This window comes from Sulfurimonas sp. RIFOXYD2_FULL_34_21 (assembly GCF_001830805.1).
Classification (GTDB): Bacteria; Campylobacterota; Campylobacteria; order Campylobacterales; family Sulfurimonadaceae; genus Sulfurimonas.
In genome coordinates, this window is record NZ_MICH01000010.1 from 47703 (window position 1) to 65603 (window position 17901).

The following is a 17901-nucleotide window of genomic DNA, read 5'->3' on the forward strand; positions in this document are numbered from 1 at the left end:
TAAAAATAAAAGGAAAAAGATATGTTTAGATATTTACTGATGGGATTTTTACTATTTAGCGGACTAAAAGCGGATAATAAAGAAGCTCTTGAAGCTTTTAAAAACAGAGATTATACAAAAGCTTTTAAACTATATGAAAAAAATGCACTCAATGGTGATACGAAAGCACAAAGTGCACTTAGTTATCTCTACTCAAACGGACTTGGCACTAAAGCAGATGCTACAAAAGCAATATACTGGCTAAAAAAAGCAGCAGAAGGTTTAAACTCTGCAGCTCAATACGATTTGGGTATGATGTACTTAAGTGGACAAAATGTAGAAAAAGATAGTAAGAAAGCATTTGATTTACTTACTAAATCATCAGAGCAAAATAATTCTGATGCTAAGTATAATTTGGCACTGATGTACTATAACGGCGATGGAGTAGATTTAAATGTAACAAAATCTGCCGAGTTATTGGAGAGTGCGGCTAATGCAGGACATCAAATAGCAAAGAAGAATATAGGTCGCGTATATATGCAATTGATAAACCTTGAGAAGGCAGCTGAATGGTTTGAAAAAAATGCAGATGATGGCGATAATGGTGCTTACTACTTTCTTAGTGAGATATATTGCCAATTAGAGAAGTTTGACAAAGCAAAGATATGGGCAAAAAAAGCTATTGACAGCGGAAATAAAGAGGCTGAAGTACTTTATAAAAAGTATGAGTTGCAAAAGTACTAAATAGGTATTACTTTATATCCTGAGCCGTAAACATTGTGAATAACATCGTAAGGGAGTTTTGCACGTATTCTTTTCATAAGAGATGTCGTGGAGTGCGTAGAGAACTCTTTTTCTTCTTTGTCTTGATGTAGATATTCAAAAATATCTTTTGTTGAAAAACAGTGACTTGGTTGTGAAAACAGTAGTTTAAGTAGCAGATTTTCCATCTTTCTTAGTTTAATCTCTTTAGAGTTTTGCCATAATCTATCTGTGTTGTTATCCCAATATATAGTGTCACTGACATAGATTCTATTTGTTGTCTTTCTAATTAAATCTACTGTTTCAAAAAGTATATTTTTAAGCGCATCTGTTTTTATGGGCTTAATCAAATATGACTCAAGATGAAGTTTAATAGCCTTAAGCAGCTTTTCTTGTTCAGAGTGAGCGCTCATAACTATAATTTTTGTATCTTTATCTTGAGCCCTTATTTTAGCAATCATTTCTAATCCGTCAAGATTAGGCATATTTATATCAGTTAGAATTATGTTTGGTTTTTTCTGTTTATAAATATCATATGCTTCATCTCCACATGCCGCAGTATATACTCTGTGAAAAAAGAGTTGCAAGTACTCGTAGAGCATTTCACGTAGTTCCGTCTCATCTTCAGCCAATAAAATTGATATATCTTTTATTTTATCTGTTTTCATTTTTCATCTTTATGGTAAATTCGGCTCCGAGTATTTTATCGTCTTTGGCATAAATATTTTTTGCACTTAAGTAGCCATTCATGTTGTCTTCTATTATCATCTTTGCTATATGTAAGCCTAGCCCTGTTCCCATAGCTTTATGCTTTGTCGTAAAATAGGGGTCAAAAATTTTATTTAAATTTTCTTCGTAAATTCCGCCGCAGTTATCAGAGATGGAAACCACAGTGTACATGTCATCTTTACATGTTGCAATTGTAACATGTGTATCGGTTAAATTTTTAGCTGTTATTAAATCATTTATATTTGATAAAATGGAAACAATGACTTGTATAAACTCATTCATTAACCCAAAAACCATATATTCGCTGTTTAATAGAAGCGTTAGTCCGACCCTTTTATCGTTTTTAGACATGTTTACTATATCAAGAGCTTTCTCTATTGCTAAATTGATACTAAACCAATCCTTCTCTCTATCAGGAGAGTAGTAGCTCATAAAATCTTCTATGGTATCTGACATGTATATAACACGTTTCTCCATCTTTTCAAGTTTCTCTGCAATTTCTTCTTTGCTTAGTATTCCGGCTCTATTTTTCTCTTTTAGTATTGCTAGTGAGGTGTTAATAATTGCTAAGGGCTGACGCCACTGGTGTGCAATATTTCCAATCATCTCCCCTATCTCCGCCCTTTTAGATTGTTCGGATAGGAGTAAATTACGCTCTTTTAGAGCTTGTTCTTTTTTTCGCAGCTCTTCTATCGTGTCTATTAACTCACGGTTGTACTTTTTGTCAATGTATAATCCGCAATCGAGATTTTTCATATCTTTTATTAATTTTTTTATATAGGTTTTTTCTATTATTGAACCATGTTGTGGAGCAATAAGATTAATATCTAGTTTTTCAATTTTTCCTAGTGCATAGTTAAAAATATCTTTGCTTGGCATATACTCCTGATGAAATTGTTTTGCTTTGTCAAAGTATGTCTCATCTGCATAAAACTCCCAAGACTCATCTATGCCTCCAAATATATCTCCTGAAAAAAGAGTTTTTGAATTTGGCTCATATGTTACAAATGCGCCTGGAGAGTGACAGTATGGGGTAGTTAAAAAATCAAGAGTAAATCCTGTTTGGGTTGTGAGTGTATTTTCATTCTTATCTATTTCATAGTAATCAGATGTTACCAAATAGTGTTTAATTAGTAGAGACATTCTAGAGTGAGTTACTATAAGCAAATCATCTCTGTTTATTAGTTTTTCTATCTCCGGTACTGCTGCTACTAAATCCGGGTCTTGATGATGAAGCACTATATACTTTATAGATTTTATGTCTATGATACTTTTTACTTTTCTAATAGTTTCATCAAACTCAATCATAGAACCCGGATCGATAAGAATAGATTCATTTTTATTTTTGATTAGGTATGGATGACACTGAAACGGGTCATCCTTTAAGTGCATGCCTACCCAGTAAATATTGGGTGCAATCAATACTGCTTCTGAAGTATTATACTTTTTAGACATTTTCCTCAAACCATTTTAATTGCTCTCTAAGTTCAACAACTCGTCCGACAACTATAAGCGCAGGAGTAGGGACATCTTTTGTCTTTTCTACAATATTAGAGAGCGTGCCTACAACTACGCTCTGCTCTTTTGTTGTCCCTTTTGATATTACCGCACATGGATAATCTTTTGCTTTTCCTATCTCAATAAGTTTTTTACTTATTTTTGGGAGATTATGTAGCCCCATTAAAAAAACAATCGTATCATCCGTTTTAAAAGTATCCCATGGAATCTGAGACTCTTTTTTATGCGGAGATTCATGCCCGGTTACAACTCTAAAACTAACGGCTACCCCGCGATGAGTTACTGGAATACCTGCATATGCCGGTGCGCTGATAGCTGAAGTAATGCCGGGAATAATGTCAAATTTAATACCGCGTTCTTGAAGATACACCGCCTCTTCTCCGCCGCGTCCAAAAACAAAAGGATCGCCGCCTTTTAAACGAACAACATTCTCATACTTTAAGGCGTTTTGATAAATAACTTCATTAATATCATCTTGAGGTACGATATGACGTCCGTCTTCTTTGCCGACATAAACAAACTCACATCCGTTTTTTGCCTCTTTTAAAATATCTGGATTTGCAAGACGGTCATATATGATTACATCTGCTTCTTTGATTACTCTAAGTGCTTTTAGAGTTAATAACTCTATATCCCCTGGACCTGCACCCGTTAAATAAACTTTACCCATTATTTCTTTGCCTCTTCGTAAATAAATATACCTGATGGTTTGTTTATGTTAAACATTTCACGAGAGAGATACCAATCTTTTGTATTTATAACCGCAATTTTATTTGTGTCGTTTACGGATACATAGAGATTTGCTCTTGTATCTGACCATCTTACATGTAGAACTTTTCCATCAAACTCAAATCTTTTTATAACTTCTAGCGTCTTTGTATCTATAATCTGGATAACAGGAAATTTATCGCCGCTAAATGTTACAGCCATATATTTTTTATCCGGAGAGAGTGCAGTAAAAACGGGAAGCCCTTCGGTTTCAATATTTTTTACAAATTTAAAATCAGAAGTGTAAACTAAAACTTTATTATTTCCGACTGCGGGAATAAATACGTTTCCATCGCTAATGCTCCAAAAACCAAAATGAGGAACTTTTAAAACCGGTTTTCTATCTTCAAGTAAAATTTTAATTTTTGAGTAGGTCATTGTATCTAAATCAACAACACCGAAAAAATCGCTTTTAAAGAATCCCGTTATAAAGTTGTTGTCCTTTATCATCGCATCAAAAGGCATTACTCCGACATCTTCAAATTCTTTGTATATTTCAAAATCAGGAAGACCTTTTCCATCATTTTTGTCTTTAAGAACCGTAATCTTATCATTGTCCATCTGAGAAAAAACTAGATAATTTTTGTACTGTTTAATACCTACATTTTTTGAACCTGTCTCAAAAGATTTGATAGGATTTAAATCTCTATCCAGTATATCAACGCTTTTTTTTGCATAGTTTGCAACTGCTATATAGTTTTTTGTAACTGTAAAACCGATTGCACTATCACTTGTTTTAAACTCTTTAACAATTTTTTCTGCTTCAGGATCAAATTTTACGATATAGCCGTCTCTGGAAATTACATATCCATCTTTTTCATAAAACTTAACAACACCGTGGTTCATATTATGCATGCCCGTAATACGCCCTTTTGGCATGCCTTGTTCTATAATCGCTAATGATTCACTCTCTCTCTCAACAACAAATAGCTTCTCATCCGTATTTAAAATATTAAGCAGAGGATTAACTCCTTTTGCATGTGAAGCTGTAAAAATTGACGCTATTAGTGAAGCTGTTAGTAAAATTTTATCTATTTTCATTAATGTTTCCTTCTCTCTTGTTGTGTTAAATAACATGATGGGTCTTCGCTCCACAAATCACCTGTAATTGCATATGCACGGGCACGTGAACCGCCGTTACAGATATCTATCTGTTCGCAATCTGCACAAATTCCCTTGATTTGAGTTCTTGGATGAATTCGTAGTTGCTCTAGTAGTTCACCACTTTGCCAAATATCGCCAAAGTTCTCCTCTATAATATTGCCTACGGTTAAAGGAAAGAACGGATCAGGGCGTACAAAACCTTCACTATTTATGTTTAGAAGTTTACGTCCGGCACTGTTTCCGCCCCAACTTACAAGGCGTTTACGCATAATATCTTTAAGCGCAGGATACTCTAGTGCAAATCTATCTAAAAATAAAATTGCATCTTGTTCCATATTTCCGGTTACTATCTCAATATCTCTACCAGTTTTGTAGTACTCAAATGCTTTGTCAAGTATAAATTCAACAGATTTTCTTCTCTGTTCTTTTGTCAAATCCATTTTAAGGTTATCTAAACCACGCCCTGAATAGACTAGATGTGAGATGTAGATTTTTGGAATATTCTCTTTCTCTGCTAAATCAAAAATATACTCTAGGGAGTTTATGGTATCTTTTGTAATCGTAAAACGAATACCTACTTTCGCCCCTGTAGAATTTGCTAACTGTACAGCTTTTAGTGTCTCTTTGAAGGCACCTTTTAATCCGCGGAAATAGTCATGTGTAGGCTCATCACCGTCAATGCTTACACCTACATAGTTAAAGGTATCTACTATGCGCCCAATATTGCTTTTAGTAAAGTATAAGCCATTGCTTGAGAGATAGGTTATAACGCCGTTAGTTTTACAAAAATCCGCAATTTCAAAAAGGTCTTTTCTTGTTAATGGCTCACCGCCTGAGAAGATAATAAACTTGACACCGTTTGCTTTCATCTCTAAAATTGTTTTTTTAATCTGCCCAGTACTAAGCACATCAACTTCATCAAGAGTTGATTTTGAGTAGCAGTGAAGGCATGAAAGATTACAGCGGTTTGTAAAGTTCCAAATAGCAATTGAGCCATCAAGAACTCTCTCAGGTTTTCCCTCTACAACTGAAGAGATAAGATTTGATAGTCTAAACATTACTTGCCTTTATATGAGAGTATGTATTTTGCAACAGCTTCTCTCTCATCTTCATTTAATTTTAACTCTGTCATCGCTGTTCTTTTGTAGCCAAAAGATTTGTACATCGCTTTAGGGTCAATTATATAGGCTTGAATCTCTTCATAAGAGCGTTTTTTTGCTATTTCGCTAAAAGGGGGACCAAATGCTACCGCAGTTTGGTGATGACAGCCCCAACAATATGTTTCAAATACCTTTTTACCGTCTAACTCATTAGCAGACAAAAAAGAGGCTAAAAATAAGGTTATTAATAATTTTGTTTTCATAGTTTTTCTTTTGTTTAATACATAATTCTAACTAAAACAAGCTTGAATTTTGGCTTATAAATGTCACAAATATTTTAATTTAATATATATAGCATAGATATAAATTTAAGAAAAAATTAGATACATATAATTGTACTTGAAGTGATTTTAAAAAAGCTTCTCTCCACAAGGGAGAGAAAGTGCAAATTATGCACCTGGAATAGTTTGTCTATGCTCGATAGAGTAAGTAAATGTAGGAGTTGTTAAACCAGTGATATATTTAACAAATTTACCTGTTTTAGCTTCATAAATACCGATACGACCGCAGTTCCACTCAGAAATCATAGTCCAGTGACCGTGATTAGCCGGCTCAGCATGTAAGATTCTTGGAGTAAGTGCATTACCTTTAGCATCTTTTACAGTTGGAACATCCCATTTGTACATAACTTTATGAGTTACTGGATCAGTAACAGTACCTTCAGTTGTACCAACAGTGATAATTCTGTCTAGTTCAAGAGTTTGTTTGTTGATTAAGTGAACTTTATTCCAGTTCTCTTCACCGCCAAGTACGTTGTCAGCCCATAAGAATGGAGTGTGCTCAGATGTACCGATAAATAGACCACCGCCACCGATTGGAATTTGACGAATAACATCGAAGTGATCATCCCAAATAGTTACTTGACCTAGGTTCATATTAACCGTTGCACCAAGTTGTTGACCTAGTTGCTCATTGTACCAAGAAGAACCTTGACCTGGGTGTGGCTTAGCTGATGGACCTGTATAGATTTTAGTAACTAAAGATTTAGTTTTAAAGTCAACTACACCAACAACGTCACTTCCTTGAGAAGCGATAAATAAGTATCTACCAATCTCTTTACCTTCATTTAAGAAACCATCATGAAGAATATCTCCAATATTTGGAATATCTCCAACGATTGGGTAATTTGGTTTAGAATAATCTACGATATAAACGTGACCACCGTCTTTAAGTGCAAATGCGATATAAGGACCGTATGGAGTGTCAAAAATACCTGCAACACGAGATGAATCGATGTCACCGTTTGGCTTGATTACGCTTGAAGTCGGGTAAACTTTTAACGGCTCAAGAGTCATTGCGTCCATTAAGATTGCTCCGCCCGGTACATAGTTACCAGCCATTAGGTATTTACCATCCGGTGAAACTGCAAGACCACGAGATTCAGAACCAACTTGACACTCAGCAATTTTTTGTTGACCCGGTGTATTTAAGTCGAACATTGTTACTAAACCTGAACGAGAGATTGAGTAAGCATAACGAGGTTGACGTTTGTTAGTTACAGTTACGTGAACAGCAAAACCTGCTGGGTGTTTTGATAAAACTTTACCGCTTGTTCCATCAACGAATGCAACACGCTCAGCATCACGCTCAGTTACGAAACAGATATCAGTATTTTTCTTAACATCTACAGCTTGTGGATATTTTTTGAAAAATGCCATTCTGTCATTAAGAGTTTTCCAACCAGCTTTTACAGTTTCAATTGTAAGTTGATTGATCTTTTTGCCTTTAAAGTGTTGAAGATAATCAACCATCGCATCGGCGTCTGATTTAGTAAATTTTTCTTTAAACTGAGGCATAGCCGTACCTGCTTTACCGTTTAAAATAACAGCAGCAAGCTCGTATGCATTTTTCTTAGCCGTAACAGCCGGACGTAAATCCGAACCAACACCACCTTCGTGGTTAGGACCGTGACAACCTTGACACTCTTTTTCAAAAACTTTTTCAACATCCATTTTCGATGTATCAGCAACTAAACCCGAAGTAACAACTGCCATAGCAGCAACAGACATAACTAATTTATTTAATCTCATTTTATTTCTCCTTCTAAAACAGATAATGTGCAGGCCCGAGGGCCCGCACTACTAGTACTAATTAACCCTCTTGCTCTAAACGAGCTTTCTCTTGTTTGTAAATCCAAATCATTGGAAGTACAATAAAAGTATGTAAAAAGATTGTTAAAGTCAACGGTCCTTGGTTTAACCAACCAAAAAAACTCGGAACAACATCTACAAATGGTTCAAACATAATTGTCTCCTTAACGTTTGTGATGAGTAGCTTTGCCGATACTCAATAAATCTTTTACCAAGAATAAGAAACCTAAGAATGTAACAACACCCATTGCAAGTCTCCAATCCATACCTTGTGCAAACCACATACCTGATTGACCGTCAAAGTAACCTGCCCATGTAGCACCCATTTGTGCGCGAGAAACAAGAACTTGAACATATCCAGCTACAGTAAGTGCTACAGTCATACCAACAACACCACCTACAATCATGCTTGTTGCCCAGATAGTTGATGTAGTATTGTTCATAACTTTAATACCGTTTTTGCCTTGAACACCTATGTACATCATACCGATAAGAATAGTAGCATAAGCACCAAAGAACGCTAAGTGTCCGTGAGCTGATGTAAACTGTGTACCGTGTGTATAAAGGTTTACCTGTGGTAAAGTGTGGAAGAATCCCCAGATACCGGCACCTAAGAAGTTACCAAATGCATTTAAAACAAACCATGTAAATGCAGGTTTATTTGTAATAACAGACTCTTCTTGACCTTTTGCACTCTCTTCACCTTGCATTCTACCCCAGTCATAAAGAACGTGGATAAACATTGCTACAAGTGGTAATGGCTCTAGCGCAGAGAAAAGTGCACCGATTTCCCACCAATATTCAGGTGTTCCAATCCAGAAATAGTGGTGTCCTAAACCAAGGATACCTGAACCGAATAACATTGTTACTTCAATCCATAACCACATTTCAACAACTTTACGGTGTGCACCAATCATCGTGATTAAACCATAAGCCGCAATCGAACCAACGAAAACTTCCCAAGTAGCTTCAACCCATAAGTGAATTACCCACCACCACCAGAATTGGTCAATTGAGATGTTGTCTGTAAAAAATACACCAGCTAAGTATAGACCGGCAAAAGCAATCATATCTGCCATTAAAACAGTTACGATACCTGAACGGTTACCTTGAATACCTGTCATAAAAAGATTAGCAACAAATCCAAGAGCAACTACAACTATACCGATATCTGCCCAACGAGGAGCTTCGATATACTCACGTCCTTCCATAATGAACCAAATAGTTGTTTCATCCGCAGGTCCAACTTGAATAAATAGATAAACAAGAACAACAACTACGATTGCAGCAGCAAATATCCAGAAAAGAAGTTTTCCAAGACCGACACCTACTGTTTCAATACCTGTTTCATCAGGCAGTAACCAATAAACTGAACCAAACATAGCAAAAACCATCCATACAACAAGTGCATTGATATGCAGCGTTCTTGCAACGGAGAAGTCAAGTATCTCAAATAAGAAGCCAGGAACTACGTACTGAACAGCAGCTACAAGACCGAAAAGTAATTGTGCACCAAAAATAATTGCAGCAAAAGTAAAATACCATGTCGCTAGTTTTTTTGATTCTGATGTTAAATAACTATTTGCCATTTACTGCTCCTTGAATTTTTCCAAAGTTTCTTGGGAAACCATTTGTATCTATTGATGACATATGTTTTAAGAAAGCAACTAAACCTTTAGCCTCTTCAGCAGTAATACCAAGATTTGGCATCATACGAGCATGAGTAGGGTATTGAGACGGATGTTGTAAAAACTCAGCCATCGCTTCTTCTTTTGTGCTTTTACCTGTCATAGCTTGCATTGAACCGTTTGCTTGCCATGCTGGATCTAGCCATGATTTAGTTAAATCAGGAGCATAATACGCACCGTTTCCAAGAAGTGTATGACAGTTCATACAGTTTTTAGCTTGTGAACCTAACTTACCTAAATGAAGTAATGCTGCTGCTTCTTCTTCACTCCAGTCGTCTCTGCCGAAAAATTTCTCTTTCTCGCCGATTACCGGAATTTCATGTCCACGTTTTTTGTCCATTTCATAAGTAATCTTATAATTAATAACAGTAGGTCCCGGAACCCTTTTTGTTACGCCACTTTGTAAATCAGCATCATTTCCCATCGTTATTTGCGGTATCGTATCAAACGTTAACCAAATAAGAAGAATTGATGCGAATCCTGTAATCCACGCCGCTGAACGTTGCCAGAAGCGATTGTCACTCCATACGGATTTTTTTGCCACTGTACCCTCCTATAAATTATGGGTCAATATATATAAACTAGTGTTCATTCTCTTCATGAACACGATCTTGCATGTAATAAACTGCGTGCGGAAGCAAAAGCAATCCGATTGCAGCAACAACTAAGGCCTTTGCCGTAAAATTATTTACATGCATTAAACTTCCCATAAGGTACAGACAATAAGCCGCCAGCATCCAAAATAGATAACCAAAAGGCATAGCCCATCCTTTAAGTAGATTAACTTTTACAGCAGTATATATACCAACATAGAATCCTCCAAATACTAAAACAAGAGCAGAAGAGACAAAAATGGTCAAGAAATCACCAGCAAGAATATCTTGTGTTATTAAAACATCACCGGACATATTAATGTTCTCCTTCAATTACTAAATTTTTCAGAATCAAGAGAAGTTTAGTCCTATTTAGTTTAAAATTTGTTGACTTATATCAATTTTTTTAGTTAATTTAAAATTTAAGGTTTCTTTTATTATTAATGTAACAAATCGAAACATAAAACTATTTTATAGGGCAGTTTTTTTATTTTTTAAAGCGGATTTTTTTATAATTAAATATAGTGTAGTAAAGACGATAAAGTTATTGTAAACAGCACTGTGGTAGTAATTGCAACGATTCTCTTCTGTTTTTCTTGCATATTATATTTCTCTTCAAGAAAGTCGGCCAACTTCAAGCCTGGAAATACAGAGAACAACAGCATAGGAACACCCATAACACAAATAATTACGGCATCTTGAATCGTCATTTTTACTCTTTTTTTGAATTTAAATTTTATTTTATATCTATTATTATATCATTGATTAATTAATTTTTTTTAAATAGAATTAATTTTATGTAAAATTTAATAAAATCGAGGGGTAAAAATGAAAAAACTCTTGTCAATTGCTACTATTTCTGTAGTGACTATCATATTGGGAACAGGTTGTGGCTCATCTTTGGGTGTTCTTCCATCAAATGCGGAGGAAAATTCGTCAATTTATAAAAGTGAAGCTTCTCGCGGTGCATTACATGTAGAAAGTCATAATATTGAAAAAGTTATGCATGCTATAAGAACTGCAGGTGAAAATATCGGATGGAAAATGACACCGTTTAAAATAAATGAGTTTATAGCTGAAAAAACTTCTGACGGTAAAACGGTTTCTACTAATGTTAAGTTTCATAATGAGTATGTAACTTGTTCAAAAGATAGTGCAAGTGAATCTGATATTGAAGATCTTATGAGTGCTATTAAAAAAGAGTTGGCAAAAAAGTCTAGCTCAGGTCATTAATACTTTTTTTGGACATTTACATGTCCAAAAAAGTATTAGAGTTTATTTAGTAAATCTTTAGTTGTAAAAGAGCCAAAGAGCGGTGTTTGCAAAAATGACTCATCCTTTTTTGATACAAAAAAAAGTGCCGGAAATTGCTGTGTATAAAATAGCTCGACTGGGTAACTGTTTTGATTTTCAAAAAAGACAACTACTGCTAAATATTTTTGGTTTATTTTCTCTTGAATCTCTTCTTTATTAAAAATATCAACAAAAACCGATTTGCATTTTTCACACTCTTTTTTTATTATTAAAAGCAGTAACTCTTTGTTCTCTTTTTTTGCCTCTATTAACGTTTTATCATACTCGCTTTGCCATCTTACATGTTCGCCAAAAGCAAGAGTGCTAAAAAGTATTAGACATAAAAAGATTCTCATTTAAACTCTTTTATTACTTTTATAAGTTCTACTACCGGTGGATTTGGAAGTGTAGGAAAAACTTTTTTAACCGCATCGCTTACCCACTGAGGATAAATTCTAAAGTTTAGTTTTATCTCTACGTCAAGAGGATAAAGAGCATCTTGTTTTATTGCAAAGCTCTCAACTCTTCTCTCTCCTGAGGGTATTCTGGTATCGCTTAGTAGTGTTTTATATTTCCAAAATAATAGTCCCACAGGTTTGCCCTCTTCATCGCCGAATACTTTTTGAAAAAGTCTGCTTCCATCTTCAATATTGCCGTCATTCTTTAGTTTTCCGCTTGAAAATATTAGATTGCCGTTTTTGTCTTTTATGCTTACATCAAGCCATAATTCTCTAAAGTCGGCAACTCCGGTTGGTAGATGGTGTCCTGCGCCGACATTAGTTACTCCGATTACTAATATGCCGTTTTTAATATCAACATCAAGTTTTGCAGAAGTTTTCAGCAAATCAATTGTCTGTTCTTCGTTTGTTTTACTTTTCAAGCCGGATAAAAAGTGGTTTGAACCTGCAAAGTAGTGAACCTTTACATCATCTTTTAGAACACCGCCCTTGGTAGATGTTCCTTTGAGTGGCGAGAATTTGCCGTCTTTAAGATTTGTCATATGGCAGTCTATACATGTCTTGTGTTTGGTTTTATCTTTTTGATTATTAAACGGAGATTTTTTCCACTCATCAAATGTAGAAACAATTTTCATCCCTGTTTTTGGATGAAACTCGTCGTGGCAAGAGGCACAATATTTGCTCTGTTTGTAAAGCGGATCCATGTAACTTTTTTTGTGAGCATCAGGGTTTGAATTTATCAGTTTTTCGCTAAACCAATGACCGGTACCTGAATCGCTATCTTCAAAAGCATATTTTTTTCGCTCTAATGAGAGTTTAAATGAAGCATTACCTTTGCCTTTTGCTTCTGTTATTCTATGACATGTAACGCATGAAACGCCCTCTTCAAGTCTGAAATTTCCTTGTGATTTAAAAGATTCTACAAGTGTTTTTGCATTTTTTTCAAATAGTTCGTCACTTACGATATTGCCTTGCATCGGATGTGTTGTTTTACTAAGACCTGTTGTAAGTGCGCTTGGATTATGACACCCCATACACCATTTGCGAAACTCCTGTCCTTCTACCTCTCCTGCTAATGTCTCCATTACCATATAGTATGGGTTTGACCCTGTCATATGGTAGTGGTTCGAGTTGCTCCATTGATTAAATATCTCTTCATGGCAGGATTTACATTTTGCGGAGTTTGTAAAATCCTCATTATGGTATATTCCAGTTTTGGCATCTGTTTCTATAAGAGATAGTTTATCCGTAGCGGCATGAGAAAGAGCAGGATTTAGAATAGTAAACAACATTGCTACTACGGATAACTGCACATTTTGTTTTTGAAGTACATGGTAAATAAAAAATAGTATCAAAGCAAACGAACCGTAGAGATGTACGTTAAATGAGATGATTCCAAACGTATCTCCTCCTCTGTTTCCTGCTAAAAATAGGTATAAACCGCTAATTGTAAGGAGAAAAAATATAAGTAGCAGTAGCCATCCGTTTATACTGTTTACCTTTTTTATAAAAAAGAATTTATAAATATGTTGATATATAAAAGGAGTAACCAAAAACAGAGTAATAATCAAAGAGGCTATGATATGGAATGCTTGAATAGTTCTAAAATATTCCCAAGCAAAATCAAGTGCTTTTAATTGAACAACACCAGTAAAAAACATTACAAAAACCAAAAATTTTATATAGATAGCTCTCATTTGTAATCCTTCATGTCGTACTCAACGATATTGCCTTCAAGTGTATGTAAAAATGCTACTATCTCATCAATCTGAGTAAGAGTTAGATGGCGTCCCAATTGATGTTTTGCCATAACATCTACCGCCTCACGAATTTTAGGTACTGCGCCGTTATGAAAATATGGAGAAGTCTTTGTAACATTTCGCAAAATCGGTACTCTAAAGAGGTGCTCATTATTTTTTCCTAAAAATTTACCGCTATTTTCAAAAGGAAATTCATTATCGATTCTTTTTATCTTAGGAAGAAGTTCAAGATTTGGTCTAAAGTCGTAAACTTGAGCAAACTTTCTAAGCGGAAACCTCTCTATGGTTTGACCGCCCAAACTCATTCCGTTATGGCACCCTTTACATCCAAAGCTGATAAAGTTAGCCAGACCTCTTTTTGCATCATGGCTCATAGCCTCATTATCGCCTTCTAAAAATCTATCATAAGCACCGCGCGTAATAAGAGTTTTTGCGTAAGCCTCTATAGCCTTTGCGCTATTTTCAAAGCTTATACCATCTTTAAAAACTTCCTGAAAACTTTTTACATACGCAGGGTTTTTGCCTAATCTGTCCTCTACCTCTTTTGGGGTCATATTCATTTTATGGTGGGCTATTAGTGAATTTTCGCTCTGCTCTTTTATGCTTTTGACTTCACCGCTCCATGTCAGATATTTTGCAAGAGATGAGTTTAGTATAGTCTGAGTGTTTAGTAGATATGGATGAGGAACCGCAGAATCTCCCTCAGAAAAGGTAAATCTGTCAACACCGCTTTGGTCTTGTAAATGACACGCAGCGCAATCGGTAAGTTTTTGATTTTTCTCTTCCAGCGTACTAATCAACGCTTTTTTATTTTTTAGATTTTTATCAAAAGAGTGACATGTAGCGCAGCTTGTTTTTTGATTTTTTGAGAGATTGGTATCAAAAAAGAGTTCTGCTCCTAGTGCAATTTTTTGCGGTGTAACTGGATTTTCTTGCGAATCAACAATTTCTAAAAGTTTCTCAAATGAGGTAGGAGTCGGTTTTAAACCTTTAGAGAGAGCAAGCTCTCTTAGCTTGTCGTCGCTGTATTTGGGAATTATTTTTGAAGGAGTTAAAAGTGCTATTGTTAAGATAGTGCTTATTACTACTATTGCTATTAGAACCGTATAAAAGAATAGTTTTTTCATTTACAATCCATTAAAGTATTTTTAATTTCTTATTATAGTTTTATTTTTTGATATAGAGTATATATAAAAAATAGATATCAATCAAGTCTCTTTTAGCAATAGAAGAATTTTATTTTAGCACAAAAGGAAATTATGGACAGTATAACAAACCTTTGCGCTATTATTTATACTTATAAGAAGTACTTAAATTCCAAAAGTATCTTTTATTTTCTTTTCAAAATCTTTATCACTTAGCTCTTTTCTCAGAGGAACAAAAGCTTTCGCCTCTGCACCTACCGCAATAGCAATATCTGCATCTTCATTTTCTATAATATGTTTGATTGCGTCTGCAATCGGTTGAGGGTTTGGTCCTTCATTTATAGCCTTTGCAACGATAGGGACAAAATGAGATACAAGTTCTTTGTATGGGGAGTCTTCACTTGTAGTTTTAGCATTTGCTACTAACCCTTTTTTTACAAAATTTGTGCCAAATAGTCCTGACTCTATAGAGTGTACTCTTACATTAAAAGGTAGTGTTTCAAATCTAAGCGAGTCCGTAATACCCTCAACAGCATATTTTGAAGCGTTATAGCAAGAAAGAAGTGGAAGCCCCATTTTGCCTAAAAAAGAGCTAAGATTGATAATAACTCCGCTTTTTGCTTCTCTCATGTGTGGTAGAACTTCTCGTGTAGTTTTTATGAGTCCAAAAACATTTACATCAAACTGATTGAAAATCTCATCGTCAGTGCCATCTTCTAGAGTTGCTAAAAGCCCGTAACCTGCATTATTTACAAGTACATCAATTTTGCCCTCTTTTTTTATAATAGTATCTACCGCACTCTTTATGGTAGCCGTTTTTGTAACATCTATATATACATGTTTTAAATTACTATCACCGCTTTTTACATTTTCATCTCTTGAACCTGCATATACAATGTATCCGCTATCTGCTAAAAATTTTGCACTAAGCTCACCCATCCCTGAAGTAGCACCCGTGATTAAAACAACTTTTGACATGTAAACTCCTCTAATTTAATGATTTAAGTATATGATAAAAAGTGGTGTCAATCAAGCAGTTTTTAGCAACAAAGGAATTTTGTTTTAGCAGTAGAGGGATTTTATGGCTTTTTTTTGAGTAAATCTTTCGGATAAACATCGTAAGTTTCAAAAAAAAGCTTAGAAAAATGTCCTTGATGTTTGTAGCCGACCTCTTTTGCTATTTCACCGATGTTAAGAGACTGCTCTTTTAAAAGAAGATTTGCCTTCTCAAGACGAAGTTTTTGTATGTAGCCGTATATTGTAGTTTTATATACTTTTTTAAAAATTTTTTTCAGTTTTGATTCGTTAGTCGCGCACATATGAGCAAGAAGCTTTATGCTTGGAGGATTTACAAAATTTTTCAGCAAAATATCTTTAGCACTTTTTGAGATGCAAAACTCATCCTCTTCAATCTCATCTTCGATAATATCAAACAAAGAAAATCTCTGAATAATAAACTCTAAAATATAATGCTCACATGTAATACTTTTCATCAGTGAGTCAGGTTTTATATTGATGATTTTATCAATTATATATAAGCTTAAAGCATCTATGGAGAGTGTGTTTATAAGCTTACATGTAGTATTTTCTTGAAGAAAATTGTATAAAAAATCTATCGCTTCGTTAGGATTGCCGCTTAGATATCTTTTTAGAAAAAAGTCCGCTATAAAAAGTATAAAAACATCTTTTTGCTCATTTTCATTTGTAGTGATTTTTAAGTCCTGTTTTGATGAGAGCAATATATTTATGGAGTTTTGATTTAAGTTGAATACTCTTTTATCAATATTGTCATATAGTTTAAAATCCCCTTTTTTAACAACGCATATTGCCGCAAATCTGTCGAGATTTTTAAAGTGAGTCTCTATATTAGTTTTGTTTACATGTATATCTAAAAAGAAGACTCCGTTTGAGATATCTACTCTTTTTATATATTCGTCTCTGTTTTTTAAAAGTTCTGTAACCTTGTACTTTGTATCGGTAATATTGAAAAATAGACTATCCATTATATGTTGTAATACTCCATAACACGTCGTTCAAAATCCTCATCGCTTAACTCTTTTTTCATAGGAATAAATTTTTTCGCTTTATCGCCTACCGTAGCACGTGCGGGAAATTTAGGATTTTGGATAATTTCTAAAATCATATTTGCCACTTCATCTGCAGAGTTTCCGTTATTTATCTGCTCAACTATAATCGGAGCTAGATTAGAAACCAGATGTGAGTACAAAGAATCTTTATCAAATGTTTTTTTATTTGTAACAAGATTTTCCCTTGCAAATTTCGTGTCAAAAAAACCGGGCATTACGGAGTGGACTCTGATGTTAAAATCTTTTAGCTCGTAACGCAGAGAGTCTGTTATTCCCTCAACCGCATATTTGCTTGAGTTGTATAGAGTCAAAAGCGGGAGACCGATTTTGCCCAAAAATGAGCTTATATTTATGATGATTCCGCTTTTTTGCTCTCTCATTATCGGAATTACCTCTTTGCATAGTCGTAAAATTCCAAATACGTTAATATTAAACTGCTCATACATCTCATTTTCTTCTACATCCTCAACGGTTGAAACTAGACCGTAACCTGCGTTATTGACGAGAACGTCGATTTTATTATGCCGCTGTTTTATAAATTCTACTGCTTTTTTTATACTCTTTTGATTTCTAAGGTCTAACTCGATGGGAATTATATTTTTATTCTCTATATCTTTAAAATTTTCTACATCTCTTGTAGCTGCATATACGATAAAACCTTTAGTCGATAAATAGTTTGCGCTTGCTCTTCCCATGCCCGAACTCGCACCTGTAATTAAAACTATATTTGACATGTAAAGTACCTTTTATTATCTCATATTAAGCAA

20 protein-coding genes are annotated in these 17901 nt (G+C 34.7%); 2 read left to right on the forward strand and 18 right to left on the reverse strand.

Annotated features, from left to right (window positions below; genetic code table 11):
* Positions 1 to 21 precede the first annotated feature (21 nt).
* On the forward strand, positions 22 to 723 hold the full coding sequence (locus A2530_RS05855; RefSeq protein WP_294885096.1) for a tetratricopeptide repeat protein: 702 nt from the start codon (positions 22 to 24) through the stop codon (positions 721 to 723).
* On the opposite strand, the gene A2530_RS05860 is transcribed toward A2530_RS05855, so the two are convergent.
* The 12 genes from A2530_RS05860 to A2530_RS05915 form a co-directional block, all read right to left on the reverse strand.
* On the reverse strand, positions 720 to 1409 hold the full coding sequence (locus A2530_RS05860) for a response regulator (RefSeq protein WP_294885095.1): 690 nt from the start codon (positions 1407 to 1409) through the stop codon (positions 720 to 722). The genes A2530_RS05855 and A2530_RS05860 overlap by 4 nt on opposite strands.
* Entirely contained in the window at positions 1396 to 2925 is a 1530-nt protein-coding gene (locus A2530_RS05865; protein ID WP_294885094.1) for an ATP-binding protein, read from the reverse strand. The genes A2530_RS05860 and A2530_RS05865 overlap by 14 nt, the downstream gene beginning before the upstream one ends.
* A complete protein-coding gene (gene cobA / locus A2530_RS05870; protein ID WP_294885093.1) occupies positions 2918 to 3658 on the reverse strand; it encodes a uroporphyrinogen-III C-methyltransferase in 741 nt (246 codons plus the stop codon). Before cobA ends, A2530_RS05865 begins: the two co-directional genes overlap by 8 nt.
* A complete protein-coding gene (locus A2530_RS05875) occupies positions 3658 to 4797 on the reverse strand; it encodes a cytochrome D1 domain-containing protein (RefSeq protein WP_294885092.1) in 1140 nt (379 codons plus the stop codon). Before A2530_RS05875 ends, cobA begins: the two co-directional genes overlap by 1 nt.
* A complete protein-coding gene (locus tag A2530_RS05880) occupies positions 4797 to 5918 on the reverse strand; it encodes a radical SAM protein (RefSeq protein WP_294885091.1) in 1122 nt (373 codons plus the stop codon). The genes A2530_RS05875 and A2530_RS05880 overlap by 1 nt, the downstream gene beginning before the upstream one ends.
* Positions 5918 to 6223, reverse strand: a complete 306-nt coding sequence (locus A2530_RS05885; RefSeq protein WP_294885090.1) for a cytochrome c — start codon at positions 6221 to 6223, stop codon at positions 5918 to 5920. Before A2530_RS05885 ends, A2530_RS05880 begins: the two co-directional genes overlap by 1 nt.
* A 186-nt stretch (positions 6224 to 6409) precedes the next feature.
* Positions 6410 to 8050 carry a nitrite reductase gene (locus A2530_RS05890; protein WP_294885089.1) on the reverse strand — a complete coding sequence of 547 codons (1641 nt, stop codon included), beginning with the start codon at positions 8048 to 8050 and terminating at the stop codon, positions 6410 to 6412.
* 61 nt (positions 8051 to 8111) lie between these two features.
* Positions 8112 to 8264: a hypothetical protein gene (locus A2530_RS05895; protein WP_294885088.1), complete on the reverse strand. Its 153-nt coding sequence runs from the start codon at positions 8262 to 8264 to the stop codon at positions 8112 to 8114.
* Positions 8265 to 8274: 10 nt separating this feature from the next.
* Positions 8275 to 9699, reverse strand: coding sequence for a cbb3-type cytochrome c oxidase subunit I (locus A2530_RS05900; RefSeq protein ID WP_294885087.1), 1425 nt, complete (start codon positions 9697 to 9699; stop codon positions 8275 to 8277).
* Positions 9689 to 10342 carry a cytochrome c gene (locus A2530_RS05905; RefSeq protein WP_294885086.1) on the reverse strand — a complete coding sequence of 218 codons (654 nt, stop codon included), beginning with the start codon at positions 10340 to 10342 and terminating at the stop codon, positions 9689 to 9691. The genes A2530_RS05900 and A2530_RS05905 overlap by 11 nt, the downstream gene beginning before the upstream one ends.
* 37 nt (positions 10343 to 10379) lie before the next feature.
* Positions 10380 to 10706 (reverse strand): hypothetical protein, encoded by a 327-nt coding sequence (locus tag A2530_RS05910; protein ID WP_294885085.1) that lies wholly within the window; start codon positions 10704 to 10706, stop codon positions 10380 to 10382.
* Positions 10707 to 10906: 200 nt separating this feature from the next.
* Positions 10907 to 11101, reverse strand: coding sequence for a hypothetical protein (locus A2530_RS05915; protein ID WP_294885084.1), 195 nt, complete (start codon positions 11099 to 11101; stop codon positions 10907 to 10909).
* Between the two features lie 118 nt (positions 11102 to 11219).
* On the opposite strand from A2530_RS05915, the gene A2530_RS05920 reads away from it, so the two are divergent.
* Positions 11220 to 11624: a hypothetical protein gene (locus A2530_RS05920; RefSeq protein WP_294885083.1), complete on the forward strand. Its 405-nt coding sequence runs from the start codon at positions 11220 to 11222 to the stop codon at positions 11622 to 11624.
* Positions 11625 to 11659: 35 nt separating this feature from the next.
* On the opposite strand, the gene A2530_RS05925 is transcribed toward A2530_RS05920, so the two are convergent.
* The 6 genes from A2530_RS05925 to A2530_RS05950 form a co-directional block, all read right to left on the reverse strand.
* The gene (locus A2530_RS05925; protein WP_294885082.1) at positions 11660 to 12040 is read right to left on the reverse strand and encodes a thioredoxin family protein; all 381 of its coding nucleotides are present in this window, start codon (positions 12038 to 12040) and stop codon (positions 11660 to 11662) included.
* On the reverse strand, positions 12037 to 13839 hold the full coding sequence (locus A2530_RS05930; protein ID WP_294885081.1) for a multiheme c-type cytochrome: 1803 nt from the start codon (positions 13837 to 13839) through the stop codon (positions 12037 to 12039). Before A2530_RS05930 ends, A2530_RS05925 begins: the two co-directional genes overlap by 4 nt.
* Positions 13836 to 15029, reverse strand: a complete 1194-nt coding sequence (locus tag A2530_RS05935; RefSeq protein ID WP_294885080.1) for a cytochrome c peroxidase — start codon at positions 15027 to 15029, stop codon at positions 13836 to 13838. The genes A2530_RS05930 and A2530_RS05935 overlap by 4 nt, the downstream gene beginning before the upstream one ends.
* A 183-nt stretch (positions 15030 to 15212) precedes the next feature.
* The gene (locus tag A2530_RS05940) at positions 15213 to 16025 is read right to left on the reverse strand and encodes an SDR family oxidoreductase (protein WP_294885079.1); all 813 of its coding nucleotides are present in this window, start codon (positions 16023 to 16025) and stop codon (positions 15213 to 15215) included.
* Between the two features lie 101 nt (positions 16026 to 16126).
* The gene (locus tag A2530_RS05945; protein WP_294885078.1) at positions 16127 to 17050 is read right to left on the reverse strand and encodes a helix-turn-helix transcriptional regulator; all 924 of its coding nucleotides are present in this window, start codon (positions 17048 to 17050) and stop codon (positions 16127 to 16129) included.
* Positions 17050 to 17868: an SDR family oxidoreductase gene (locus A2530_RS05950; RefSeq protein WP_294885077.1), complete on the reverse strand. Its 819-nt coding sequence runs from the start codon at positions 17866 to 17868 to the stop codon at positions 17050 to 17052. The genes A2530_RS05945 and A2530_RS05950 overlap by 1 nt, the downstream gene beginning before the upstream one ends.
* Between the last annotated feature and the right edge of the window lie 33 nt (positions 17869 to 17901).